Here is a 25,484-nt window from a genome sequence, read left to right on the forward strand (position 1 = left end):
CCCACCGGCACCCCCAGCACCACCACCCGTACGGTCCCCGGCGCCGCCGGCACCATCCCTGATTCCGAGCACAAGGAGCACCATGGCCACCCTCGAGGGAACCACAGCGATCGTCACCGGATCGTCCCGCGGCATCGGCGCGGACGTCGCGCAGCTGCTCGCCGCGCAGGGCGCGGCGGTCGTCGTCAACTACCGGCAGAAGGCACCCCGCGCCACCAAGGTGGTCGCCGGCATCGAGGCGGCGGGCGGCAGGGCCGTCGCGGTGGGCGCCGACCTGACCACTCCCGAGGGGCCGGCGGCGCTGGTCGACGCCGCCGTCTCGTCCTTCGGCGGACTCGACCTGCTCGTCCTCAACGCCTCGGGCGGCATGGAGACGTCGATGGGGGAGGACTACGCCCTGCGCCTGAACCGTGACGCACAGGTCGCCATGCTCACGGCCGCCGTCGAGGTCATGCCCGCGGGCTCGCGCGTGGTCTTCATCACCAGCCACCAGGCGCACTTCATCGAGAAGGTGGAGACGATGGACGCCTACGAGCCGGTGGCCCGGAGCAAGCGGGCCGGCGAGGACGCGCTGCGCGCCCTGATCCCGCAGCTCGAGGAGAAGGGCATCTCCCTCGTCGTCGTGTCCGGGGACATGATCGAGGGCACCGTGACCGCCACGCTGCTCGACCGTGCGACGCCCGGGGCCATCGAGGCCCGCCGCCAGGAGGCCGGGCGCCTGTACTCGGTCGCCGAGTTCGCCGCGGAGATCGTCCGGATGGCGACCGCCGACGTCCCCACCGGCCACACGGAGTACGTGGGCGGTGCCGAGGACTTCCTCGCCAAGGGCTGAGCCCTCCGGGGTGCGCTCGGTGCCGCGGCACCTGCTTGCCGGACGCCCTGACGGTGGCAGGCGGTCGGTTGCCGCCGGTCCCGCCTGCGGTCTTCGACCGGTCGCGCCTGCCGGCCGCCCCAGACGGTCCCATCACGGTCGCGAGCGGCCGGACGACGGTCTGCCCCGCCCGGCGGTCTCCGGCAGGTCAGGGACGGGCCGCGGACGCGTCAGAGGCCGGCGAGGTGCCGCACGACGTCGAGGTCGGGCAGGTCGAGCGCGGCGTCGGCCACCGCCCTCACGGCGGGTTTCGCCCTGAACGCCACGCCGAGCCCCGCGGCCGCGAGCATGTCCAGGTCGTTCGCGCCGTCCCCGACGGCGATCGTCGCCGCGAGCGGCACGCCGGAGCGGTCGGCCTCGGAACGGAGCACCCGTTCCTTCTCCTGGCGGTCGACGACGGCGCCGGCCACCCGGCCGGTGAGCACCCCGGCGTCGATCTCGAGGTCGTTCGCGGTCGCGAAGGAGAGGCGGAGACGCTCGGCGAGCGGTGCCAGCACCTGGGAGAAGCCGCCCGAGACGACTCCGACCCGGTGCCCCGCCTCCCGGTACGCCGCGACGAGCTGCTCCGCGCCGTCGCTCAGCTCGATCCGGGCGACGACGTCGTCGATCACGGAGGCCGGCAGCCCCGCGAGGGCGCGCACCCGGTGGTGCAGGGACTGGGCGAAGTCGAGTTCGCCCCGCATGGCGGCCTCCGTCACGGCGGCGACCTCGGCCTCGCGGCCCGCGTGGGCGGCGAGCAGTTCGATGACCTCCTGCTTGATGAGCGTCGAGTCGACGTCCATGATCAGCAGCTTCGGGCCGGGCGCGTACACCGGCTGCGGGACGAGCGCTGCGCCGATACCGGTCGCGGCGCTCCAGCCGGACAGGCCCGCCCGCACCGCCGACGACGAGCCGGAGGGCAGCGTGATGTCGAGGGTCAGCACGTCGTAGGTCGCGGCCGCCGCGGGGGACTCACCCCGGATCTCCACGCCGAGTCCGCGCAGGGCCGCCCTCAGGCCGTCCCGGTGTCCGCCGTCGAGGTGCTGCGCGTAGGCGAGGACCCTGGCGTCGTCCGGCATGTACCCACTCCTGTCCGCGCCGTCGGCGGCGCCGTCCTGTCCTGGTCGCGGTCGTGGTGCCGCCCGTCGATGCGGCACCGCGTACCGCCGGGCGTGTCAGGCGTCCCGGCCGGCGACGGGCGCCGTCCGCACGGCCCGGTGGTTTCGCCACGGAGCCGCTCCTTAGCCTAGTGTCTAGGACCATGTGCAACGTTCTGGAACTGGCGGGAGTGAGCCTCGTCAGGGGCGGCAAGACCCTCATCGACGACATCGACTGGCAGGTCCGGGAGGGCGAGCGCTGGGTGGTCATGGGTCCCAACGGGGCAGGCAAGACCACGCTGCTCCAGCTCGCCGGAGCCCGCCTGCATCCCACGCGCGGCGTCGTCGGGATCCTCGACGAGGTCATGGGCGCGGTGGACGTCTTCGAGCTGCGCCCCCGCATCGGCCTCGCCTCGGCCGCTTTGGCCGCCCAGGTACCGGACCACGAGACCGTGCTCGACGTCGTCGTCACGGCGTCCTACGGCGTGACCGGGCGGTGGCGCGAGCAGTACGAGCGCCTCGACGAGCGCCGGGCGTTCCGCCTGCTCGACACCTGGGGTGTGTCCCGCTTCATGAACCGCCGCTTCGGCTCCCTCAGCGAGGGGGAGCGCAAGCGGGTGCAGATCGCCCGGGCCCTCATGGCGGACCCGGAGCTGCTGCTCCTCGACGAGCCGGCCGCCGGCCTCGACCTCGCCGGCCGCGAGGACCTCGTGAAGCGCCTCGCCGAGCTCGCCCGCGACGAGGACGCGCCCGCGATGGTGCTCGTCACGCACCACCTCGAGGAGGTCCCGCCGGGCTTCACGCACGCGCTGCTGCTCCGTGACGGCGCGGTCGTCTCCGCGGGCCCCATCGGCGGCGTGCTGACCGAGGAGAACCTCGGCGCCGCGTTCGACGTCGCCCTGAAGGTCACCGAGGAGAACGGCCGCTACAGCGCCGTCGCCAGGGCGTGAGCACCGCCCCCGGCGTCCCCGCGGGCGTGGTGGGCCGCTGATGCCCCTGATCGAGCTCGACACGGCCGACGATCCGAGGATCGCCGACTACCGCAACCTCACCGACGTCCAGCTGCGCCTCGCCCGGGAGCCTGCCGAGGGCCTCTACATCGCGGAGAGCTCCAAGGTGCTGCGCCGGGCCGTCGACGCCGGGCACGCGCCGCGCTCGTTCCTGCTGGCTCCCAAGTGGCTGCCGGACCTCGAGGACGTGCTCGCGCGGTTCCCGTCCGTGCCGGCCTTCGTCGCGCCGGAGGCGACGCTCGAGGCGATCACCGGATTCCACCTGCATCGCGGCGCCCTCGCCGCGATGCACCGTCCGGCGCCGCTGCCGCTCGCCGACCTCCTGGCCTCCGCCCGCCGCGTCGCGGTGATCGAGGACATGGTGGACCACACCAACCTCGGCGCCGTGTTCCGGTCGGCCGCCGCGCTCGGGATCGATGCCGTCCTGATCAGCCCGCGCAGCGCCGATCCGCTCTACCGGCGCGCGGTGCGCGTCAGCATGGGCAGCGTCTTCCAGGTGCCCTGGGCGAGGCTCGGCTCCTGGCCGGAGGACCTCGCCGCCGTCCGCGGCGCCGGCTTCACCCTCGCGGCCCTGGCGCTCACCCCCGGAGCCGTGCCGCTCGGTGCGTTCCCCGCCCGGGAACACGAAAGGCTCGCCCTGCTGCTCGGCACCGAGGGGGCAGGCCTGACCGACGCCGCCCTCGCCCAGGCCGACGTCGCCCTGACCATCCCCATGCACGGGGGCGTGGACTCCCTGAATGTCGCCGCGGCAGCCGCCGTCGCGTTCTGGGAGTGCCGGTACGACGACGCCCCGCCCGCGGTTTAGCGGCGGGGCGGCTCCTGCGCTAGTATTACTAGCTGGCCCAGTCGCCAACCTTTCAATCCCCCGTGCCTGGCAAAATCCAGGCAACCAGAGAAGGTAGTCCCGTGAAGTCTGATATCCACCCCAAGTACCAGTCGGTCGTTTTCCGCGACCTGGCCTCCGACAAGGCGTTCCTGACCAAGTCCACGGTCGGCTCGTCCAAGACCATCGAGTGGGAAGACGGCAACACCTACCCCCTCATCGAGGTCGAGATCTCCTCGGAGTCGCACCCGTTCTACACGGGCAAGCAGCGCATCATGGACTCCGCCGGCCGCGTCGAGCGCTTCAACGCCCGCTTCAAGGGCTTCGGCGGCAAGAAGTAGTCCAGCTCCGCACCGGACGCACGGGCCCGAGCCTGTCCTCGAGGAAAAGCCACGCCCCTCCGGCGTGGCTTTTCCCGCTTAAGACGCACTGATCCGGAGTCCCCGGCGCGGGCCCAGGCCAGGCACCACGACCTGCAGCAGGACCTGCAGCACGACAGAGAACGCCACCACGACACCCACCACGACACCGAGGCGCCCGGCGGGCGGTCCGGAGAGGTCCAGATCATGACATCGGCATCGGCATCGGCATCGGATACGGCACGCCTGCACGGCGAGTTCAAGACACCGGGCGGCAAGCTCACGGCCGTGGACCTCACGGTCCGGGACGGTCGCCTCGCGGACGTCTCCGTCAACGGCGACTTCTTCCTCGAACCGGACGAGGCGCTCCTCGACATCAACGCGGCGCTCGAGGGTCTCCCCGCCGACACGGCCCCGGGGGAGCTCGCCGCCGCCGTCACGGCACGCCTGGACCCGTCGGCCGTCCTGTTCGGGTTCTCGGCCGAAGCGATCGCCACGGCCGTCCGCCGTGCCCTGGGCAGGGCCACGAGCTTCGCGGACCACACCTGGGAGATCATCCCGCCCACGCCGCTCTCCACCGCGATGCACGTCGCCATGGACGAGGTCCTCACGCACGACGTCGGCACGGGTGCGCGGAATCCCACCCTCCGGTTCTGGGAGTGGCAGTCGCCCTCCGTGGTGATCGGCAGCTTCCAGTCCATGCGCAACGAGGTGGACCCCGACGGGGCTGTCCGGCACGGCGTGACGGTGGTCCGGCGGATCAGCGGCGGGGGAGCCATGTTCATGGAGCACGGCAACGCCATCACCTACTCCATCTACGTCCCCCAGTCGCTCGTGGACGGCATGAGCTTCGCCGACTCGTACCCCTTCCTCGACGCCTGGGTCATGGAGGCACTGCAGGAGCTCGGTATCACCGCCTGGTACCAGCCCCTCAACGACATCGCCACCGAGCTGGGGAAGATCGGCGGTGCCGCGCAGAAGCGGCTCGCGAACGGCGGGATGCTGCACCACGTGACCATGAGCTACGACATCGACGCGGACAAGATGCTCGAGGTGCTCCGCATCGGCAAGGAGAAGATGTCGGACAAGGGGACGAAGAGCGCGAAGAAGCGCGTCGATCCGCTGCGCCGCCAGACGGGCAGGACCCGCGAGGAGATCATCGACGTCCTGATGAGCACCTTCCGCCGGCGCTACGGCGCCGTGGACGCCACCCTGTCCGAGGCCGAGCTCCGCCGCGCCGAGCAGCTCGTGGCGGAGAAGTTCGGCACGGAGGACTGGCTCTACCGCGTACCCTGAGCCCGGGCCTGCGCCCTCAGCGACCGCAGCAGGTGGTCCCGCTCCTCGATGATGATGCGGCGCAGCGCCGCGGGCGCGTCGGCGTGTGCGAGGAGCCACGCGTCCGTCCTCACGACGACGGGGTGCCGGTCGGGTGCGCCGTCGAGGTCCTGGTGGCCCGGGTACAGTCCGCGCACGATCCTGCTCGCCATCTCGATCCCGCGCGTCGCCCAGACCTCGCGGATCATCTCGAAGTAGGGCTCCTCGTACCGTCCCAGCAGGTCGCTCCCGCCGATCATGAAACCCTCGATCGCGGCGCCGAGCAGCTCGTTGGAGAGCCGCTCGCCCCGCACGGCTTCCTCCCACGTGGCCTTCTTGATGGCGGCGTCGGGGATGGCGGCCGAGGCCAGCGTGAAGCCCACGCGGCCTGACGCCGTGGCGTCCTCGGCGCGCTGCGCCTCCAGCTCCCCGGTCCGCAGCCGCTGCTGCGCGGCGAGGCCCTGCAGGAAGAACCAGCGCAGCTCGGCGTCGAGGGGCAGGCCGGCGATCTCCTCGTCGCCGTCGAGCACGGACCGGACGACGTCGGCCGCGCGCGGTGCGGTCCGGGCGGCGGCGGCGAGGGCGCGCGCCCAGGCGAGCTGCAGGTCGGATCCTGGGTCCGCCGCGCGCAGGCCGCCCGCCAGGAAGTCGCCCAGGCGGTCGCGGAGCCCGGGGCGGACAGCCGCGGGGGCGAAGCGTTCCACGGCCGTCCGGGCGTTGGCCAGGAGGACCTGCAGGACGCCGACCCCGGTCTCGGCCGGGGCGGCGAGCATGACCGCGTCCAGGTAGGAGGTGGCCGGCATCTCCGCGTCCCGGGTCGCGGACCAGAGGGCCGTGAGGCAGGTGGCGCGTGCCAGGGGGTCCTGCAGGAGGTGGATCGAGGTGAGGAGGGTCGCGAGGGACCGCTCGTCGAAGGAGACCTTCGCGTAGGTGAGGTCGTCGTCGTTGACCAGCAGGAGGTCGGGCTGCTCGGAGCCGACGAGCGCGGGCACCGGGGTGCGTGCCCCCTCGACGGTCACGGGCTCGGCCGCCGTGCGGACCAGCCGGCCGTCGCCGTCGAACGTGTAGAGGCCGAGCCGGATCCGGTGGGGACGGGGCTCGCCGCGCCCCGTCACCGGGTCGACGGCGTCCTGCACGATCGTGACGTCGGTGAGGACACCGTCGACGGTGGCCACCTCGGCGCGCAGCGACGGCACGCCCGAGGTCTCCAGCCAGGCGCGGGACCAGCCCGCGAGGTCCTGGCCCGTGGCGGCCGCGAGGACGTCGAGCAGATCGGCGAGGGTCGTGTTCCCGTACTCGTGCTTCCGGAAGTACTGCCGGGCGGCCCGGGTGAAGGCGTCCCGGCCCACGAACGCCACGAGCTGCTTCAGCACCGAGGCCCCCTTGGCGTAGGTGATGCCGTCGAAGTTCTGCTTCGCCGCCTCGAGGTCGGGGATGTCCGCGACGATCGGGTGGGTCGTCGGGAGCTGGTCCTGCACGTAGGCCCAGGACTTGCGGCGGTTGGCGAAGCTCACCCACGAGGTCTCCCAGCGCGTGGCCTCGGCCACCGCGAGGGCGCCCATGTAGTCCGCGAAGGATTCCTTCAGCCACAGGTCGTCCCACCAGCGCATGGTCACGAGGTCGCCGAACCACATGTGCGCCATCTCGTGCAGGATCGTGTTCGCCCGCCCCTCGCGCTGTGCCTCGGTGGCGGCGGACTGGAACACGTAGTTCTCGGTGAAGGTGACGAGGCCCGGATTCTCCATGGCCCCGAGGTTGTACTCGGGCACGAACGCCTGGTCGTACTTGCCGAACGGGTAGGGGTAGTCGAACAGGTCGTGGAAGAAGTCGAGGCCGCGCCTGGTCGTGTCGAAGATCTCCGGGGCGTCGAAGGACGGCGCCAGCGAGCGGCGGCAGTAGAGGGCGAGCGGGACCTCGAGTCCCTCCGCCGCCGTCCCCGCCGCACCGGTCCACGCCGCGGTCTCCCGGTGGTACGGGCCGGCGAGCACCGTCGTGATGTACGTCGAGATGCGCTGGGTGGGCGCGAAGACCCACCGTGCGGTGGGAGCGGCTGCCCCCTCCACGGGCTCCACGGCCGTTTCGGCACCGTTGGAGGCCACCGTCCAGTCCGCGGGCGCCAGGACGCTGAAGGAGAAGGATGCCTTCAGGTCCGGCTGCTCGAAGCAGGCGAAGACGCGCCGGGCGTCCGCGGGCTCGTACTGCGTGTAGAGGTAGGTCTCCCCGTCCGCCGGGTCCACGAAGCGGTGGAGTCCCTCACCGCTCGAGCTGTAGCGCGCCAGTCCCTCCACCCGTACCGTGTTCCGGTCGGCGAGGTCGTGGAGCGCCACGCGGGCGCCGTCGGCCGCTGCGGGATCGAGCACCTTCCCGTTGAGTTCCAGCGCCGTGACGTCCCCGATGAAGTCGAGGAAGGTGGAACTGCCCGGCTGCCGGCAGGAGAAGACCACTGTGGTGACGGTGCGGTAGGTGCCGGCGTCGGGGTCGCGTGCCCCGGAGAGATCCAGTTCGACGGTGTAGCTCTCGGTCTGCAGCAGGGCCGACCGGCCGGCTGCCTCGTCGCGGCCCAGATTCTCGTTCTCCATCCGGCCATTCAACCATGCACGCCGAGCCCGTTGTTTCCGGCAGATTAACTGCGCGTGTACCGGTGTGTGCGGGTGTGTACCGAGGGGTGATGCATGGCACTGTTGTCCCATGTCCGAGCTTTTCGCTGACTACGCAGCCGCCGCCCGCAAGACGCCCGCCTTCGACGAGATGTTCGACGCGGGGCACCTGCCGCGCACCGAGTACGGCCAGGTCGCCGCCGCCCTGGACGCACTGAATCTCGCCGCCGTCACAGCACGGGCCGACTCGATGGCCCGCACCTTCCTCGACCGGGGCGTCACCTTCGACTTCGCCGGGGAGGAACGTCCCTTCCCCCTCGACATCGTGCCGCGCGTGATCGCCGGCTCCGACTGGGACACGCTCGAGCGCGGCGTGGCCCAGCGCGTGAAGGCCCTCGAGGCGTTCCTCAACGACGTCTACGACAAGATGGCGGTGGTGTCCGACGGCGTGATCCCGCGCCGCCTCATCACCTCCAGCGCGCACTTCCACCGCGAGGTCGCGGGCTTCGCACCCGCGGGCGGGGTCCGCGTGCACATCTCGGGGATCGACGTGGTCCGCGACCAGCAGGGCACCTTCCGCGTGCTCGAGGACAACGTGCGCGTCCCCAGCGGAGTCAGCTACGTGCTCGAGAACCGCCGCGCCATGGCCAAGGGCCTGCCCGAGGCGTTCGGCCAGCAGCGCGTCCGCCCCGTCGAGGAGTATCCCCGGCGCCTGCTCGCCGCCCTCCGGAAGACGGCGCCCCCCGGCGTCGAGGATCCCACGGTGGTCGTCCTGACCCCCGGCGTGTTCAACTCCGCGTACTTCGAGCACACGCTGCTCGCCGGTCTCATGGGCGTGGAACTGGTCGAGGGCCGTGACCTCATCTGCCGTGGCAACCGCGTCTACATGCGGACGACGGGCGGGGGAGCAGCGCGTGGACGTCATCTACAAGCGCATCGACGACGAGTTCCTGGACCCGCTGCAGTTCCGTGCCGACTCCGTGCTCGGGTGCCCCGGCATCGTCAACGCGGCGCGCGCCGGCATGGTGACCATCGCCAACGCCGTCGGCAACGGCGTCGCCGACGACAAACTGGTCTACACCTACGTCCCGGACCTCATCCGGTACTACCTGGGCGAGGACCCGATCATCGCCAACGTGGACACGTACCGGCTCGAGGACGCCCCGGCGCGCGAGGAGGTCCTCGACCGGCTCGACGAGCTGGTGGTGAAGCCCGTGGACGGCTCCGGCGGCAAGGGTCTTGTCATCGGCCCGGACGCCACGAGGGCCGAGCTCGACACCCTCCGCGCGAAGATCCTCGAGGACCCGCGCGGCTGGATCGCGCAGCCCGTCCTGCAGCTCTCCACCGTGCCCACGATGTCCGGCGGCCAGTTCAGCCCCCGCCACGTGGACCTGCGCCCGTTCGCCGTGAACGACGGCGAGGACGTGTGGGTCCTGCCCGGCGGGCTCACGCGCGTTGCCATGAAGGAGGGCTCCCTGATCGTCAACTCCAGCCAGGGCGGTGGCTCCAAGGACACCTGGGTGGTCGACGGCGAGGTCCGCGCGCCCGGGGAGGGTGCGGCGCCGCCGGAGCGACCGGTGGCCGTCCGCGAGCGCACCAGCGTCTGGCCGATCGAGACCAACTGGCAGGACAAGCAGTCGGAACAGCAGCAGCAATGACGCAGGCACCCTCCGACACCCCTCACGCCGGCACCACCGGGCACCCCTCCGCCCCGACACCCCTGGAAGGCAGGACCCATGCTCAGCCGCATCGCTGAATCCCTCTTCTGGATCGGCCGCTATGTGGAGCGGGCCGACGGCACGGCGCGTATCCTCGACGTCCACCTGGAACGGCTCAACCAGATGCCCCTGGCGCAGCAGCGGGAGACCTCCCGCCAGCTGCTGGGCGTCATGGGCAGCAGGCCGGAGAAGGAGGACACCGACCTCGCGGACCTCCTGCAGGCGCTGGCCTACGACCGGACGAGCGCCACCTCGATCGCCGGTGCCCTCGGGGCCGCCCGGGAGAACGCCCGGCGTGCCCGCGAGACGGTCTCCAGCAGCGTCTGGGAGAGCCTGAACACCACCTGGTACGGCCTGACCCAGCACCGCAAGGACGTCGTCGGGACATACCGGTTCTGCCACTGGGTGGTGGAGCGCACCGCGATGGTGCGCGGGCTCTCCGACACCACCATGAGCCACGACGAGTCCTGGCAGTTCCTCGTGCTCGGCCGCAGCCTGGAACGGGCCGACATGACCGCCCGGATGCTCTCGACCCACGACGTGCACGCGGCCGGCCTCTCCTGGGTCAACATGCTGCGGTGCGCCGGCGCGTACGAATCGTTCCTGCGGACACGCCGGGCGTCCTTCGGGGACCAGCAGGCCGCCGAGTTCCTGCTCCTGGACCGCCTGTTCCCCCGCTCGATCGTCTACGCGCTGAGCGACGCCGAGAAGTGCCTGACCCAGCTCAACCCCGCGTACCAGCGCGTCGGCTTCATCAACGACGCGAGCCGGATCGTCGGTCAGGCCCGCACGTTCCTGGAGTTCCACCAGACCCGGGACCTGATGTCCGAACTGCCCGAGCACATGGACCGTGTCCAGAAGGCCTGCGCCAGGGCTTCGGACGCGGTCTCCCGTACGTACTTTTCCCAGGCGGACGAGCTGTCCTGGGTCGGAGAGGTCTCATGACACGCCTGCTGATCGAGCACCGCACCGGCTACGACTACCTCCGGCGCGTCTCGCTGTCCTACAACGAGGCGCGCATGACGCCGCTCACCGATCCGCAGCAGGTGGTCCTCGAGTCCACGCTGAAGGTCAGCCCGTCGAGCGCGGCCGTCGCCGGCTACCGGGACTACTGGGGGACCCGCGTGACGTCCTTCGACGTCCACGTGCCGCACGAGCACCTCGAGGTGACGGCCGTCTCCACCGTGGAGGTGAGCCGGGTCGAGCGCGTGCCCGCGGAGGACGAGATCCTCTCGTGGGAGGAGCTGGCCTCCCCGGACCTCGCGGATGGGTTCGCGGACTGGCTGGGCCAGACCGCCCTCAGCGAACCGGGCGCGGAGGTGCGGGAGCTCGTCGCCGACGTGGCGCGGGGCCTCAACCCGCACGAGGCAGCGCGGGCCGTGTTCGCCTGGCTGCGGACGCAGATGGCCTACGTGCAGGGGGCCACCGGGGTGCAGACCGACGCCCGCGCCGCGTGGGCGGAACGCAAGGGGGTGTGCCAGGACCTCGCGCACATCGCCATCGGTGCCCTCCGGAGCCTCGGCATCCCCGCCCGCTACATCTCCGGCTACCTGCACCCGCGCCGCAGCGCCGGCATCGGTGAGACCGTCGCCGGCCAGTCGCACGCCTGGGTGGAGTGGTACGACGGCGAGTGGCGGGGCTGGGACCCGACCAACAGCGGTCCGGCGAGCGACTTCCACGTCTCCGTGGCGCGCGGCCGCGACTACCGCGACGTCTCCCCGCTCAAGGGGATCCTGTCCGGCGGAGGCGGCTCCACCCTCAACGTGACGGTGGCGATCACGAGGCTCGCCTAGCCGCAGCGCGCGTCCGCGGACACCACGCCGGGACGGAGCAACGCCGGGATGGAAGAACACCGGGACGAGGACCGAAAGACAGGAGAAGGCCCCGGCGGATCGCCGGGGCCTTCTCCTGTGTCCGATGGGTCGCCCCGTCAGGACGGGGCGACCACCTGGCCCTTGCTGACGATCGTCAGCCCCGAGTCCGTCACGGAGAACCCCCGGCGGCGGTCCAGTTCGGCGTCCACGCCGATCTGCGCGCCCTCGGGGATGCGGACGTTCTTGTCGATGATGGCGCGGCGCACCACCGCACCGCGGCCCACGGTGACCTTGTCCAGGAGGACGCTGCCGGTCACCTCGGCCGCCTCGTCGATGAACACGTCGGTCGCCAGGATGGACGTCTGCACGGCACCGCCGGAGACGACCACGCCGGCCGAGACGATGGAGTCGTGCGCCTCTCCCGAGCGTCCCGAGGCGCTGCGCACGAACTTCGCCGGCGGGGAGACGCTCTGCCGCGTGTAGATCGGCCACTGCAGGTTGTAGAGGTTGAACAGCGGCAGGGGCGAGATGAGATCCATGTTGGCGTCGTAGTACGAGTCCATGGTGCCGACGTCGCGCCAGTACTGGCGGTCGCGGTCGGTGGCGCCCGGGATGTCGTTGGTGGTGAAGTCGTACACCGCGGCGTCGTTGCGTTCCACGAAGTAGGGGATGATGTCCCCGCCCATGTCGTGCTTCGTGTCCAGCCGGGCGGCGTCGTCCTCGAGGGCCTGCAGGAGGGCTTCACGGGTGAAGACGTAGTTGCCCATGGAGGCGAGGAAGCTGTTCGGGTCGTCGGGCAGCCCCGGCGTCGTCGCCGGCTTCTCCACGAATGCCTTGATCCGTCCGGGATTGTCCTGGTCCACCTCGATGACGCCGAACTGGTCCACCAGGTTCATCGGCTGGCGGACGGCGGCGACGCTGACGGACGCACCGCTCTTCACATGCGCGTCCACCATCTGCTCGAAGTCCATGCGGTACACGTGGTCCGCGCCGATCACCACGACGATGTCCGGCTGGGCGTCGTGGATGAGGTTCAGGGACTGGTAGATCGCATTGGCGCTGCCCAGGAACCAGCTCTTGCCGCGGCGCTGCTGCGCGGGCACCGAGGCGATGTACTGCTGCAGCTGGGTGGACATCCGCCACGTCTCGGAGATGTGCCGGTCGAGACTGTGCGACTTGTACTGGGTCAGCACCACGATCTGCAGATAGCCGGAGTTGACCAGATTGGACAGTGCGAAATCGATGAGCCGGTAGCTCCCGGCGAACGGTACAGCCGGTTTGGCCCTGTCCGCGGTCAACGGCATCAGCCGCTTGCCCTCTCCGCCTGCCAACACCACGGCAAGTACTTTCTTCGGTGCCACGTCCGACCCCCGCTCTTCCTTGAGTGTTCTGCGTTCCCCGACGGATGGTCGGCGAAGCGCCGAACCAGCCGTCCCGGAACCCTTCCGGTCTCCTCACACTAGAGGACTCCGACGCACTGCACTACGTTGGGATGGTGCGAATAGACATTGTGACCAAGGAGTTCCCGCCCGAGATCTACGGCGGCGCGGGGGTGCACGTCGCCGAGCTGAGCCGGGTCCTCGCCCCGCAGGTGGACCTGAGGGTCCATGCGTTCGGCGCGCCCCGCCCGGAGGACTACCACGGCGCCTCGGTGCTCTCCTACGGTGTGCCGGAGGGCCTCGCGCGGTCGAACGCCGCGGTGCAGACGCTGGGGACGGACCTGCAGATGCTGGAGGGCATCGGCGGCGCGGACCTGGTGCACTCGCACACCTGGTACGCCAACATGGCGGGACACCTCGCGTCGCTGCTGCACGGTATCCCGCACGTGCTGAGCGCCCACAGCCTCGAGCCGCTGCGTCCCTGGAAGGCCGAGCAGCTCGGCGGTGGCTACGCGCTCTCCTCCTGGGTGGAGAAGACCTCCTACGAGGCGGCGGCCGCGGTGATCGCCGTCTCGGCGGGGATGCGGGCGGACATCCTGCGCAGCTACCCCGACGTCGACCCCGGCAAGGTGCACGTGGTGCACAACGGCATCGACGTCTCCCTGTGGTCGCGTGACGAGGACGACGACGCCCTGCGGGCCCACGGGATCGACCCGGCCCGGCCCAGCGTGGTCTTCGTGGGCCGCAACACCCGCCAGAAGGGCGTCCCGTACCTCCTGCGCGCGGCCGCCCACCTGCCGGCCGATGTGCAGCTGGTCCTCTGCCTGGGCGCCGCCGACACCCCGGAGCTCGCCGCCGAGACGGAGGTGCTCATCGCGGACCTGCGGGAGAAGCGGGGTTCCGTGGTGCTCATCGAACGGATGTTGCCGCGCCGCGAGGTCATCCAGATCCTCAGCCACGCCACGGTGTTCGCCTGCCCGTCCATCTACGAGCCCCTCGGCATCGTGAACCTCGAGGCGATGGCCTGCGGCGCTGCCGTCGTCGCGTCCGCGACCGGTGGTATCCCCGAGGTGATCGACGACGGGGTGACCGGCACGCTCGTGCCCCTCGAGCAGGTCCAGGACGGCACGGGCACGCCGCTGGACCCGGAGAAGTTCGTCACGGACTTCGCGGCGGCCCTGAACGCCCTCGTGGCGGACCCGGCCCGGGCGTCCGCCATGGGCGTGGCCGGGCGCGAACGGGCGGAGCGGCACTTCGGCTGGGAGTCGATCGCCGAGACGACGCTCGGGGTGTACCGGAGCGTCCTCTAGCCTCCCGCGGGGAGCCTCGCCACGCATCGACGTCCGCGGCGGCCCGTCCGACGGCAGGAACGGCCGCCGGGAAGCCGGAAGCCCGGTGCTGTCCGACCTTCCGGCGGCGACGCGAGCGTGACCCGCCGGAGCCGGGACGCAGGTCCCGGCTCCGGGTGATCAGTGCTGCGGGCGACCCTTCGCGGCCTTCCTGGCCTTCTTCTCCTTGGCCGCACGCGCCAGCAGCGTCTTCTCGTCGATCGGGGCGTCCCCGCTCGCGCGGCGGCGGCGCGTGTACTCCGCCGCCTCCTTCTGGCGCTGCTGCTCCGCTCCACCGGCGACGACGGAGCGCACGTGCTCCGGGCCGTAGCCGAAGGCCTCGACGAGGTCGAGGGCGTGCGGGCGGATCTTCACCAGCAGCCGGTTGATGTAGCCGTCGAGCGTCCGGGCCCGCTGCGAGGACAGCCGCCCGTTCATCAGGAACCAGGCCAGGTCCTTCTCGATCAGGCACAGGCCGAACAGGTCGCGGAGGCGCGTGAGGACCTCCCGCGTGCCCGGGTCCTGGAGCTTCTTCAGCCCGCGGGTGAACGCCTCCCACTGCAGCAGCTCCGCGTGCGCGTGGGCCACCTCGATGAGCTCGTTCTGGTGCTCGTTGAAGAGCGCCGCGGACTGCTCCTGCGACATGCCCTTCGCCCCGCGCAGCACGGCGGCGACGGCGGCCACCCGGGCCTGCACCCGGTCGGTCAGCAGGTCGCGCTGGGTGTCCTCGTCCCGGAGGGCGAGCGCCGACTTCTTCCCGGACCCCGAGTCCGCCACCGTCTGGGCGACGCGCCGGAGCCCCGAGCGGTGCAGGGTCTTGCCTGCCGCCTGGGACACGGCGTACCGGGCGAGGACCCCGAAGTCCACGCCCTTGAACTCCTTGGCGTAGTCGGTCAGCAGGCGCTTGGCGACGAGCTGCAGCAGGACGGTGTTGTCGCCCTCGAAGGTCACGTACACGTCCAGGTCGGCGCGCAGCGAGGCGAACCGGTTCTCGATGAGGAACCCCTGCCCGCCGGTCGCCTCGCGGCATTCCTGCAGCGTGTCCAGCGCCAGCCAGGTGCTGAGCGGCTTCAGCGCGGCAGCCAGGGTCTCGAGGTCCTGGCGGTCCTCGTCGGTGTCCTGGTCCCCGGAGAAGACGCCGTCGAACTTCTCGAGGAGTTCCTCGTGCGCGAAGGCGGCCGCGTAGGTCGCCGCGAGGCGGGGCAGGAGTCGGCGCTGGTGCCGCTGGTAGTCCATCAGCACCTCCTCGCGGAGGTTCGAGGACGCATTGAACTGCCGGCGCTGCGTCGCGTAGGTGATTGCCGCGGTGAGGGCGAGCTTGCTCGCCGCGACGGCCGCTCCGTCCAGCGAGACGCGGCCCTGCACGAGGGTGCCGAGCATCGTGAAGAAGCGGCGGCCCGGGGAGGCGATGGTCGAACTGTAGGTGCCGTCCGCGGCGACGTCGCCGTAGCGGTTCAGCAGGTTGGTGCGCGGGACCCGGACGTCGGTGAAGTGCAGCCGCCCGTTGTCGATGCCGTTGAGGCCACCCTTGATGCCGTCGTCCTCCCCGCCCACGCCCGGCTTGAAGGAGCCGTCCTCGTTGCGCAGTTCCACGTAGAGGCCGTGGACGCCGTGGTTCACGCCGTTGGTGATGAGCTGCGCGAAGACGACGGCGGCACGCCCGTCGATGGCACCGTTGCCGATGTAGTCCTTCCAGGCGGCGCGGAAGGGGGTGTGGATGACGAACTCGTCCGTCTCCGGGTCGAAGGTGGCGGTGGTCGCGATGCTGGCCACGTCGCTGCCGTGACCGGTCTCGGTCATGGCGAAGCAGCCGGGGATCTCCATGTTCATGATGCCCGGCAGCCAGGCCTCGTGGTGCTGCTCGGTGCCGAGGTGCAGGACGGCGGAGCCGAAGAGGCCCCACTGCACGCCGGCCTTGATCTGCAGCGAGGGGTCGGCGACGACGAGCTCCTCGAACCCGGCGATGTTGCCGCCGTTGTCCTCGTCGCCGCCGAAGGCCTTCGGGAAGGCGCGGTGGACGGCCTTCTGGCCCACGAGGTAGTGGAGCTGGTCGAAGCAGCGCAGCCGGTGATCGGTGTGGGTGAGGCCCTCGATCTTGTGCAGCTCCGGACGTCCGGCGAGCTCGCGGGCGACGCGGCGGACGTGGGCCCACCGGCCGAGGAGCAGTTCGCCGAGCTCGGCCGTGTCCACGGTGGCCCGGTCGTCGTCCCGGATGCCGCTCGTGGCGGGAATCTGCTGCTGCCTGGAGAGGGTGTCGGTCATGGCGTGTCCTTCGCTGGTCGGCGGGTTGCGGGGGGAAGCGGGGCGGCCGGGACGAGATCCTCGTACCGGCTGATGCCGTCGAAGAGCCAGCCCGTGATCTGACGGGCCATCTGCTCCTCGGTGGGTTTGTCGGGACCGTCGGGTGCGCAGAGCCAGCGCTCGCCGACGGCCCGCACCATGCCGATCGCCGCCGCCGGCCAGTACTCGGGCGCGGCGTCGTCGGGACCGGCGGGACGGTCGGGGGAGAGGAGGTAGGAGCGCATGGGCTGCGAGACCATCTCGGTGATCGCGGCCAGGAAGTGCGCGAGGGTGTCCTGGGCGCCGTCGTCGGCCGCTGCGGACTCGGCGATCCCCACCCGCGTGACGAAGGCGTAGACGTTGGGGGAGGTCTGCGCCATCTGCAGGTAGGCGAGCACCATCGAGTGCAGGCCCTCGCGGGGCGTGGCGGCCGCCTTCGCCGCGTCGAGCACCTTCTGCTGCATCTGCCCGATGACCACTTCGGCCATGGCCCGCTGCAGCCCGGTCTTGTCGCCGAAGTAGCGGTAGTAGACGGACTTGGAGGTGTCGGCGGCCGCCGCGATGTCCTCCATGGACGCGCTCGGGCCGAGGGCGTCCACAGCACGCCGGGCGGTCTTGATGAGCTGCCGCCGCCGCTCCGCGCGGTGCTTCTCCCAGCGGCTGGACCGGCCGTCGGCCGCGGTCGGTGCGCCGTCGGTCACGGGCGGTGAGGCACTCTTCAGTGCCGACGGGAGCTTCATGATACCCAGCGTATCAGGTACGCTAGGTATCGGTAATCCACCTTCTCGCATCAGGAGCTCTTCCATGGCAGATCAGGCCGGGGCGCAGAACGCCGCCTCCCCCCGCACGGCAGTCGTCATCGGCGGCAACCGCATCCCCTTCGCGCGCTCGGGCGGCGCGTACGCCTACTCCTCCAACAAGGACATGCTCATCGCCGCTCTGGACGGCCTGGTCGCCCGGTTCGGCCTGCAGGGAGAGCGCATCGGCGAGGTCGCCGCGGGCGCCGTCCTCAAGCACTCCCGTGACTTCAACTTGACCCGGGAAGCGGTCCTCGGATCGGCCCTGTCCCCCGAGACGCCCGCCTACGACCTCCAGCAGGCCTGCGCCACCGGCCTCGAGACCGTGGTGGGGCTGTCCAACAAGATCAAGCTCGGGCAGATCGAGTCGGGTATCGCCGGCGGCGTCGACTCCGCCTCGGACGCCCCCATCGCCGTCAGTGAGGGACTGCGGCGCGTACTGCTGGATCTCTCCCGCGCCAAGACGACCCAGCAGAAGCTGAAGACCCTCGCCACGCTCCGCCCCAAGGACCTCTCGCCCAGCGCGCCGACCACCGGGGAGCCCCGCACGGGCCTGTCCATGGGCGAGCACCAGGCCCTCACCACCGCGGCATGGGAGATCACCCGGGAGGCCCAGGACGAGCTCGCGTTCCGCAGCCACCGGAACCTCGCCGCCGCCTACGAGCGGGGCTTCTTCACGGACCTCATGACGCCGTACCGCGGCCTGACGAAGGACGCCAACCTCCGCGCGGACACCTCGCTCGAGAAGCTGGCGACGCTCAAGCCGGTCTTCGGGAAGTCCCTGGACGCGCCGGCCACCATGACGGCCGGCAACTCCACGCCGCTCACCGACGGCGCCGCCGTCGTGCTGCTCGGCAGCGAGGAGTACGCGACCGCCAACAACCTGCCCATGCTCGCGAACATCGTCGATGCCGAGGCGGCGGCCGTGGACTTCGTGCACGGTGACGAGGGACTGCTCATGGCGCCCGTCCACGCGCTGCCGCGCCTGCTCGAGCGCAACGGGCTCACCTTCGAGGACTTCGACTTCTTCGAGATCCACGAGGCCTTCGCCGGCACGGTCCTCAGCTCGCTCGCGGCCTGGGAGGACGCGGACTACTGCAAGCGGGTCCTCGGGCTCGACGGCGCGCTCGGCAGCATCGACCGGGCGAAGCTCAACGTCAACGGTTCCTCCCTTGCCGCGGGCCACCCCTTCGCCGCGACGGGCGGCCGCATCGTGGCGTCCCTCGCCAAGACGCTGTCCGAGAAGGGCGGCCGCGGACTCATCTCCGTGTGTGCCGCCGGCGGGCAGGGCGTCGTCGCGATCCTCGAGGCGAGGAACTGATGGCCGACACCTACCTGGACCTCGTCAACACGCCCCTGCCCGGCAGGATCGCCAAGGCACTCGGCCTGCCCCGGCCGTCGGTGCTGCGGCGCTACTCCCCGGGAGAGACGCTCGCACTGGACCCCGTGCTCGTCGCCGGGGCCGGCGCCGGGGCGGATGCGCTCGCCGACGTGCTCCTGGGCTGGGACATCGAGGTGCGGCGGCACGTGCTGCCGGGCGAGAAGCTGAGCGCCGCCGTCGTCGTCCTGGACCGGGCCGCGTCGCCCGCGGACCTCGCGGCACCGATGCTCGAACTCGGCCAGGCGGTGAGGCTGCTCGTCCCGGGCGGGCGGGTCATCGGGCTCCTCCGCTCGTCCGCCGACACCACCAACCCGGCCGAGGCCGCCGCCCGCCAGGGCATCGACGGCGCCATCCGATCCGTGGCGCACGAACTGAGGAACGGCGCGACGGCCAACGGGATCGTCCTCCGCGGCGACGCAACGACCACCGACGCCACCACGCTCGGCGCCCTGCGGTTCCTCCTCTCCGGCAGGAGCGCGTACGTGGACGGGCAGTTCATCGAGGTCACCTCCCTTCCTGCCGCGAGCGCCGCCGACCTCGCCGCGGCCGACACGGCGGCGGGGGAGGGTGTGCCCGACCAGCCCCTGACGGGGAAGACCGCCGTTGTCACCGGGGCCGCCCGCGGCATCGGCGCGAAGATCGCCGAGGTCCTCGCCCGCGACGGGGCGCGCGTGATCGTCGTCGACGTCCCCGCGGCCGGGGAGCAGCTCGCCCGGGTCGCCAACAGCGTGTCCGGGACCGCCCTGCAACTCGACATCACCGCCCCCGACGCCGCGGCGCGCATCCTCGACCACGCGGCGCAGCGCTACGGAGGCGTGGACATCGTGGTGCACAACGCGGGCATCACGCGGGACAAGCTGCTCGCCAACATGGACGCATCCCGCTGGGACTCCGTGATCGCGGTGAACATCGCCTCGCAGCTTCGTATGAACGAGCAGCTCCTCGCCTCGCCCGTGTTCTCGGGCACGGGCCGGATCATCAGCCTGGCCTCGACGAGCGGTATCGCCGGCAATCGCGGGCAGAGCAACTACGCGGCGTCCAAGGCGGGGGTCATCGGCATGGTCCGCGCCCAGGCGGCGGCATTCGACGGGGGCGGCCGCACCATCAATGCCGTGGCCCCCGGGTTCATCGAGACGGACATGACGGCGAAGATCCCGCCGCTCACCCGCCAGGTGGCGCGCCGCCTGAGCAGTCTGCAGCAGGGCGGGCTGCCGGTGGATGTCGCCGAGACGGTCGCGTTCCTGGCCTCCGACGCGGCCGCCGGGATCAACGGGCAGGTCCTCCGGGTGTGCGGGCAGAACCTGGTGGGCGCATGAGCGGAGCGCTCGCGGAGGACGTCACCCTGCCCGGGACGCCGCGTCTCGCCGGACTGTACCGGCAGGCGCTCATGCTGGCTGCACGGCGTACGGTGCGGCGGGGAGGCCTGCCGTCGGCGGTGCCCCCCGCCCGCCACCGCGTCGACGGTATCGTCGCCGACCTCGGCGCACTGACGCGGTACCAGCAGCTGTTCGGGTCCGCCGTCAGGGACCTCCTGCCCTCGGCCTACCTGCACACCCTCGCCTTCCCGGTCGCCATGAGCGTCCTCGCGCGGGCGGATTTCCCGCTGCCGCTGCTCGGCATGGTGCACCTCAGCAACGAGGTACGCCAGGAGCGGCCGGTGGGCGCGTTCGAGGCGATGGACGTCGTGGCGTGGGCCGAGGACCTGAGGCCCCACCCGGCCGGGACGCAGGTGGACCTCGTCACCGAGGTCTCCGTCGCGGGTGAACGCGTCTGGGCGGGCCGCTCCGTCTACCTGGCGCGCGGCATCGGCGCGGTGCCGGCTCCCCGGCGGGACGAGGTCCGCCCCTCGTTCGCCGCCCCTGCTCCGACGGGCCTCTGGCGGCTCGGCGCCGACACGGGACGGCGCTACGCCGCCGTGTCGGGGGACTGGAACCCCATCCACCTGAGCGGGCCCTCCGCGAGGGCGCTCGGCATGAAGACGACGATCGCCCACGGCATGTACCTGGCCGCGCGCATGGTCGACGAGGCGGTCCCGGCGCCGGCCGGCGCTCTCGCGTGGCGCATCGACTTCGCCGCCCCCGTCCTCCTGCCGGGGACCGTCACGACGTCGTTCGCCCGCACGGAGCGTACCGGCGGCAGTACCGGTGCCAGTGCCCGTGGTGGTGCCGGCGGCGGGATCGCCGTCGAGGTGGTCGGCTGGTCCGCCGAGCGCCGGCGGCAGCACTTCACGGGATGGGTGCGCGCGGAATAGTTCCATGCCGGGCAGGCCCTGTCCAGAGCTCCGACGATTTTCCGGGGGAGTTCCCGCCAGGCGATCATTTACACTGGCAGGGCCGTCGCCCGCAGGGCACACTCCAGGGACCAGCCCACGAGGGCTGACCCACTGTACGGAAAGAGGAGTTTCGTGAACTCTCGAGGTCTCAAAGCCGGCATGATCGCCGCGTCGGCCCTGATGGCATCAGCGCTGATGGCAGCAGGTCCCGTCCAGGCAGCACCGGCCCCACCCTCCGGCGAGGTCGTCGCCACCACCCTGTCCCACGCGCAGGACGAGAGCCAGAGCGCGCTCGACGCCTACTGGACCGCCGACCGGATGAGGAACGCGAAGCCCGCGAACACCATCAACTCCGGCTGGGCCGCGGAAGGGCGCTCCGTGATGCCGAAGGCCGGCCAGGAGGCAGTGGCGAGGGCACCGAAGCAGCCCGTCGTCCAGCCGCGGGCCGTCGCCCAGTCGGCCGTCCCGCGCATCGGCAAGGTCTTCTTCACCCAGGCCGGGACGAACTACGTCTGCTCCGCGAACTCCGTGCAGAGCGGGAACCAGAGCACCGTTGCCACGGCCGGGCACTGCACCCACGACGTCGCCACGGGCTGGGTCACCAACTTCGTCTTCGTCCCCGCGTACAGCAACGGCACGGCGCCCTACGGCAAGTGGACGGCGCGGTCGCTCCATGCGGCACCCGAATGGGTGTCCCGCGGAGACATCAACTACGACGGCGCCTTCGCCGTCGTGAACCCGCTCAACGGCAGGACGCTCGCCGCCACGGTGGGCGCGTCGAGCATCGGTTTCAACATGGCGCGGAACCTCACCTACACCGCGTACGGCTACCCCGCCTCCGCTCCGTACAACGGCGAGCGCCTCTACAGCTGCTCCGGCGCATCCACAGCGGACCGCATCGGCGGCACGCAGTCCCAGGGCATCCCCTGCGACATGACCGGCGGGTCGTCGGGCGGCCCCTGGTTCGTCGGGTCAGGTGCAGCCGGTACGCAGAACTCCGTCAACAGCTTCGGCTACAGCACGCAGGCGAACGTGATGTACGGACCGTACTTCGGCAGCTCCATCCAGTCGGCGTACTCCATCGCCGCCGGGCAGTAGGGGGACACGCCTTCCCGCTGAACGCGGTACCCGGCCACGGGCGGTCTCCCTCGCGGGGGACCGCCCGTGCCGGTCCGGGCAGGGCCTGCCTTTCCGCACGCCGGTCGAGCCGGGTCCGCCGCCGGGACGCACCTAGACTGGGGCCATGACCGGCCCCACGCTCGCCGCCCGCGCGGCAGAACTCGACACCGCCGACCCGCTCGCCCACCACCGCAAGCTCTTCCTCGGCGCCGACGCCGTGCTGTCCTACCTCGACGGCAACTCCCTCGGCCGGCCCCTGACGAGCACGGTCGACAGCCTCACGGCGTTCGTGGAGGACCAGTGGGGCGGGCGCCTCATCCGGGGCTGGGACGAGGGCTGGCTCGAGCTGCCCCAGCGGATCGGCGACCAGCTCGGCCGGGTGACGCTCGGTGCCGACGCCGGCCAGTGCATCGTCGCGGACTCGACGAGCGTGCTGCTGTACAAGCTGGCGCGCGCAGCCGTGGCCGCACGCCCGGATCGCACCGAGATCGTCATCGACCGCGACAACTTCCCCACGGACCGCTTCATCGTCGAGGGTATCGCCCGGGAGCGCGGACTGACGCTGCGCTGGATCGACGTCGCGTACGACGGCGGAGCAACCCCGTCCGATGTCGCGGCCGCCGTCGGACCGCAGACGGCGCTCGTGCTGCTGAGCCATGTCGCCTACCGGTCCGGGTTCATCGCCGACGTCCCCGCGATCACGCGGATCGCCCACGACGCGGGAGCCCTCGTCCTGTGGGACCTCAGCCACTCCGTCGGGTCCGTGCCCGCGGAGCTGGATGCCTGGGGCGTCGACTATGCCGCAGGCTGCAGCTACAAGTACCTGAACGGAGGCCCCGGCGCTCCCGCGTGGGCCTACGTGGCGCGGCGTCACCTGGCCACCCTCGACCAGCCGATCCTCGGCTGGCTCGGCAGCGCCGATCCCTTCGCCATGGGCTCGGCCTACCGGCCCGCGGACGGTATCCGGCGCCTGGTATCCGGCACCCCGCCCATCGTCGGCATGCTCGCGATGCGCGAGATGCTGGACCTCCTCGAGGAGGTGGGCATGCCGGCGGTCCGCCGGAAGTCCGAGCTCCTGACCGCGTTCGCGATCGACGCCGTCGAGGACGTGCTGGCGCCCTACGGGGTCGTCCTCGCCTCCCCGCGTGCGGCGTCCGAGCGCGGCGGTCACATCACCATCGACCATCCGTCCTTCGCCGCGATGGTGCCCGACCTGTGGCGGGACGGCGTGATCCCCGACTATCGCAACCCCGACGGGATCCGCCTCGGCCTGTCGCCGCTCTCCACTTCGTTCGGCGAGGTCGCGGTGGCCGTCGACGCGATTGCTGTACGCCTGGCCGGAGGAGCCGGCACGGGCGGCGATCCGGCGGCCGGCCGGTAACGCCCGATCATGCCCTTCGACCCCGCCCGCCTGTGGGAACGGATCGCCGACGGCTTCACGCGCGGGCTCCCGCCGGAGGTCGGCCTCCCTGGACTCGCTGCGATCGTCCTCGTCGCCGTCGCCCTCTCGGTACCGCGCCGCTCGTGGCGCATCTTCGGACTCTTCGTCACCGTCGTGCACGAGCTCGGCCACACCGCCGCGGCTCTCCTGACCCTGCAGCGCGTCACCGGCATCACCCTGCGCCTCGACCACTCGGGGACGACCACGAGCAGGGGTCCCCGCGGCTGGCGGACGGCCTTCACGACGTTCTGGGGCTATCCGGTGCCTGCCGTCGTCGGCGCCGCGCTCGTCCAGGGTGCCGCCCACGGCTGGGCCGCGGCGGCACTGTCCGCGGCCGCCCTGGTGCTGGTGGCCGCGCTCGTCCTGGTGCGCAACGGGCAGGGCGTGCTCATCATGGGCGGCAGCGCCGCCGCATCGCTCGCGCTCGTCTGGTTCGGGGGAGCGGTGCCCGCCGGCTACGCCTGCCTGGTGCTCGGCATCGCCCTGCTGGTCGGCTCCTGCCGGGACTGGGTCAAGGTGGTGCGGGTCCATGTCCGACGGCGGGATCTCGGCTCCTCCGACGCGCACCTGCTGCAGCGCGCCACGCGCGTCCCGTCCCCGGTCTGGCTCGGGACGTTCGCGCTCGTCATCGCCGCGGCGGTCGTGCAGTCCGTCGGGCCCCTGGCGCTCATCGCGGAGCGGGCCGCGCAGGGCTGACGCGGGGTCCCGGGCGCCCTGTCGCAGCGGGTCGGCGGCGGCGGGTCAGTCGCCGTGCCGGGTGTGGCCCGAGCTGTAGGGTGCACCCTGCTCGCGGCAGAGGTCGTCGAACAACTCGTTGACCGCCTGGGCGATGCAGTCCCGCTCGTGGTCCGGGAGCTCGATGAGGCCGTGCAGGTACGCGTTGACCTCGTACTCGTCGACGCCGCCACCCATGCTGAAGTAATGGAGCCACAGCTCACCGGGCGAGATGTTGGCGCGCTTCATCGCGTCGTACGTCAGGGCGTACTGGTCCTGACCGGGGGTCTTCTCGTCCACGTCATCCACTCCATGCACTCGGGGCACCCGCCCGCGGTACGACTCCGTGCTCGGCCGGGGTTGAAAACAGCATACGCACGCTCGGCATGCGCGTGACCCCCGCAAAGCGGTGATGTGAGGATCGCGCTCCCGGAGACGGCGCCGTAACCGCCCCCCGGCGGCGGCGTGCGCAGGGCTGCAGACTCTCCGGCGGAACCGCCGATGCAACAACCCTGCCAGACTCGTGCTAGAGTTTCTCTCGTTGCTTTCGCCGGTTTCGACCGCGAAATACCACCCGCGCGGGTGGCGGAATGGCAGACGCGCTAGCTTGAGGTGCTAGTCCTCTTATTGAGGGTGGGGGTTCAAGTCCCCCTCCGCGCACCAAGAAAACCCCGGTTCGCCGGGGTTTTTTTGTGCCCTGAACCAGGGGTGTCATTGCAACCGCGCGAGTGCTGGAATCAGCCACCCGTGAGCCTGCGGTCCGCATGGCGATCTCCAGCACAAAGCTGGAGACGAGACCCCGCAGGAACGGCCGGCAGTCCACCTTCCTGCGATGTGCAACTGGCCATCCGGCACTTCATCCCGGGCACCGCGGACACGAAGACCGAGGGCCACAGCCTGTCGTCCCGCTCGTGGTCAGCGGCGGGTGCGCTTCCAGGAGTAGCGGCCGGCGAGATCGATGAGCGCGAGGATGGCGACGATGATCGACGCGGCGACCGCGGCGAGTCCGATGGAGAGCCCCGTGAGCATGGCCATCGGTGAACTGGCCTGGGACAGGTAGCCCAACCCGCCGACCACTCCGACGACCCAGAGCGCGGCGCCCGCGAGCAGCGCTACCATCGACGGCAGAGCCGCCCTGTTGTCCCTCAGCCACCGGCTCGGTCGCCCTGACTGAACCCCCATGAGTGCCAT

Annotated in this window: 21 protein-coding genes, 1 tRNA gene and 1 pseudogene; 16 read left to right on the plus strand and 7 right to left on the minus strand. The window is 71.4% G+C overall.

Annotated elements, in window-relative coordinates; translation table 11 throughout:
* Positions 1 to 82: 82 nt before the first annotated feature.
* On the plus strand, positions 83 to 832 hold the full coding sequence (locus QFZ50_RS05520; RefSeq protein ID WP_307082677.1) for an SDR family oxidoreductase: 750 nt from the start codon (positions 83 to 85) through the stop codon (positions 830 to 832).
* Positions 833 to 1,041: 209 nt separating this feature from the next.
* On the opposite strand, the gene serB is transcribed toward QFZ50_RS05520, so the two are convergent.
* Positions 1,042 to 1,929, minus strand: coding sequence for a phosphoserine phosphatase SerB (serB, locus tag QFZ50_RS05525; RefSeq protein ID WP_307082679.1), 888 nt, complete (start codon positions 1,927 to 1,929; stop codon positions 1,042 to 1,044).
* A gap of 182 nt (positions 1,930 to 2,111) precedes the next feature.
* Here serB and QFZ50_RS05530 point away from each other — a divergent pair, with 182 nt between their 5' ends.
* The 4 genes from QFZ50_RS05530 to QFZ50_RS05545 all read left to right on the plus strand — a co-directional run bounded on the left by QFZ50_RS05530 (position 2,112) and on the right by QFZ50_RS05545 (position 5,435).
* Positions 2,112 to 2,897 (plus strand): ABC transporter ATP-binding protein, encoded by a 786-nt coding sequence (locus QFZ50_RS05530; protein WP_307082681.1) that lies wholly within the window; start codon positions 2,112 to 2,114, stop codon positions 2,895 to 2,897.
* A 40-nt stretch (positions 2,898 to 2,937) separates the two neighbouring features.
* Complete coding sequence (locus QFZ50_RS05535; protein ID WP_307082684.1) at positions 2,938 to 3,762, plus strand: TrmH family RNA methyltransferase; 825 nt, start codon at positions 2,938 to 2,940, stop codon at positions 3,760 to 3,762.
* Between the two features lie 101 nt (positions 3,763 to 3,863).
* Positions 3,864 to 4,121 carry a type B 50S ribosomal protein L31 gene (locus tag QFZ50_RS05540; RefSeq protein ID WP_307082686.1) on the plus strand — a complete coding sequence of 86 codons (258 nt, stop codon included), beginning with the start codon at positions 3,864 to 3,866 and terminating at the stop codon, positions 4,119 to 4,121.
* Between the two features lie 225 nt (positions 4,122 to 4,346).
* Positions 4,347 to 5,435, plus strand: coding sequence for a lipoate--protein ligase family protein (locus QFZ50_RS05545; protein ID WP_307082688.1), 1,089 nt, complete (start codon positions 4,347 to 4,349; stop codon positions 5,433 to 5,435).
* Here the strand turns inward: QFZ50_RS05545 and pepN are convergent.
* Positions 5,420 to 8,032, minus strand: a complete 2,613-nt coding sequence (gene pepN, locus QFZ50_RS05550) for an aminopeptidase N (RefSeq protein WP_307082690.1) — start codon at positions 8,030 to 8,032, stop codon at positions 5,420 to 5,422. The genes QFZ50_RS05545 and pepN overlap by 16 nt on opposite strands.
* A 109-nt stretch (positions 8,033 to 8,141) precedes the next feature.
* Between pepN and QFZ50_RS05555 the strand changes: the two are divergent.
* From QFZ50_RS05555 to QFZ50_RS05565, 3 genes and pseudogenes are all read left to right on the plus strand, one after another.
* Positions 8,142 to 9,708, plus strand: a pseudogene (locus QFZ50_RS05555) (circularly permuted type 2 ATP-grasp protein).
* Positions 9,709 to 9,786: 78 nt separating this feature from the next.
* Positions 9,787 to 10,713 carry an alpha-E domain-containing protein gene (locus QFZ50_RS05560; protein ID WP_307082692.1) on the plus strand — a complete coding sequence of 309 codons (927 nt, stop codon included), beginning with the start codon at positions 9,787 to 9,789 and terminating at the stop codon, positions 10,711 to 10,713.
* On the plus strand, positions 10,710 to 11,561 hold the full coding sequence (locus QFZ50_RS05565; protein WP_307082695.1) for a transglutaminase family protein: 852 nt from the start codon (positions 10,710 to 10,712) through the stop codon (positions 11,559 to 11,561). Before QFZ50_RS05560 ends, QFZ50_RS05565 begins: the two co-directional genes overlap by 4 nt.
* 137 nt (positions 11,562 to 11,698) lie before the next feature.
* Here QFZ50_RS05565 and glgC read toward each other — a convergent pair whose 3' ends face one another.
* On the minus strand, positions 11,699 to 12,943 hold the full coding sequence (glgC, locus tag QFZ50_RS05570; protein WP_307082698.1) for a glucose-1-phosphate adenylyltransferase: 1,245 nt from the start codon (positions 12,941 to 12,943) through the stop codon (positions 11,699 to 11,701).
* A gap of 134 nt (positions 12,944 to 13,077) precedes the next feature.
* On the opposite strand from glgC, the gene glgA reads away from it, so the two are divergent.
* The gene (gene glgA / locus QFZ50_RS05575) at positions 13,078 to 14,271 is read left to right on the plus strand and encodes a glycogen synthase (RefSeq protein WP_307082700.1); all 1,194 of its coding nucleotides are present in this window, start codon (positions 13,078 to 13,080) and stop codon (positions 14,269 to 14,271) included.
* Between the two features lie 159 nt (positions 14,272 to 14,430).
* On the opposite strand, the gene QFZ50_RS05580 is transcribed toward glgA, so the two are convergent.
* Together QFZ50_RS05580 and QFZ50_RS05585 are read right to left on the minus strand one after the other, a co-directional pair.
* A complete protein-coding gene (locus QFZ50_RS05580; protein WP_307082702.1) occupies positions 14,431 to 16,551 on the minus strand; it encodes an acyl-CoA dehydrogenase family protein in 2,121 nt (706 codons plus the stop codon).
* Positions 16,548 to 17,309, minus strand: a complete 762-nt coding sequence (locus QFZ50_RS05585; protein ID WP_307082704.1) for a TetR/AcrR family transcriptional regulator — start codon at positions 17,307 to 17,309, stop codon at positions 16,548 to 16,550. Before QFZ50_RS05585 ends, QFZ50_RS05580 begins: the two co-directional genes overlap by 4 nt.
* A gap of 64 nt (positions 17,310 to 17,373) precedes the next feature.
* On the opposite strand from QFZ50_RS05585, the gene QFZ50_RS05590 reads away from it, so the two are divergent.
* From QFZ50_RS05590 to QFZ50_RS05615, 6 genes are all read left to right on the plus strand, one after another.
* Positions 17,374 to 18,687 (plus strand): acetyl-CoA C-acetyltransferase, encoded by a 1,314-nt coding sequence (locus QFZ50_RS05590; RefSeq protein ID WP_307082706.1) that lies wholly within the window; start codon positions 17,374 to 17,376, stop codon positions 18,685 to 18,687.
* Positions 18,687 to 20,063, plus strand: coding sequence for a 3-oxoacyl-ACP reductase (locus QFZ50_RS05595; protein ID WP_307082708.1), 1,377 nt, complete (start codon positions 18,687 to 18,689; stop codon positions 20,061 to 20,063). Before QFZ50_RS05590 ends, QFZ50_RS05595 begins: the two co-directional genes overlap by 1 nt.
* Positions 20,060 to 20,998, plus strand: a complete 939-nt coding sequence (locus tag QFZ50_RS05600; protein ID WP_307082710.1) for a MaoC family dehydratase — start codon at positions 20,060 to 20,062, stop codon at positions 20,996 to 20,998. The genes QFZ50_RS05595 and QFZ50_RS05600 overlap by 4 nt, the downstream gene beginning before the upstream one ends.
* A gap of 153 nt (positions 20,999 to 21,151) precedes the next feature.
* The gene (locus QFZ50_RS05605; protein WP_307082712.1) at positions 21,152 to 22,117 is read left to right on the plus strand and encodes a trypsin-like serine peptidase; all 966 of its coding nucleotides are present in this window, start codon (positions 21,152 to 21,154) and stop codon (positions 22,115 to 22,117) included.
* Positions 22,118 to 22,262: 145 nt separating this feature from the next.
* On the plus strand, positions 22,263 to 23,519 hold the full coding sequence (locus tag QFZ50_RS05610) for a kynureninase (protein WP_307082714.1): 1,257 nt from the start codon (positions 22,263 to 22,265) through the stop codon (positions 23,517 to 23,519).
* Between the two features lie 9 nt (positions 23,520 to 23,528).
* Positions 23,529 to 24,275, plus strand: a complete 747-nt coding sequence (locus QFZ50_RS05615) for a M50 family metallopeptidase (protein WP_307082716.1) — start codon at positions 23,529 to 23,531, stop codon at positions 24,273 to 24,275.
* 45 nt (positions 24,276 to 24,320) lie between these two features.
* On the opposite strand, the gene QFZ50_RS05620 is transcribed toward QFZ50_RS05615, so the two are convergent.
* Positions 24,321 to 24,593, minus strand: coding sequence for a hypothetical protein (locus QFZ50_RS05620; RefSeq protein ID WP_307082718.1), 273 nt, complete (start codon positions 24,591 to 24,593; stop codon positions 24,321 to 24,323).
* Positions 24,594 to 24,869: 276 nt separating this feature from the next.
* On the opposite strand from QFZ50_RS05620, the gene QFZ50_RS05625 reads away from it, so the two are divergent.
* A tRNA-Leu gene (locus QFZ50_RS05625) sits at positions 24,870 to 24,956 on the plus strand.
* Positions 24,957 to 25,208: 252 nt separating this feature from the next.
* On the opposite strand, the gene QFZ50_RS05630 is transcribed toward QFZ50_RS05625, so the two are convergent.
* Positions 25,209 to 25,484, minus strand: coding sequence for a hypothetical protein (locus tag QFZ50_RS05630; protein ID WP_307082721.1), 276 nt, complete (start codon positions 25,482 to 25,484; stop codon positions 25,209 to 25,211).

Origin of the sequence: Arthrobacter agilis (assembly GCF_030816075.1) — a bacterium.
Taxonomy (GTDB): domain Bacteria; phylum Actinomycetota; class Actinomycetes; order Actinomycetales; family Micrococcaceae; genus Arthrobacter_D; species Arthrobacter_D agilis_E.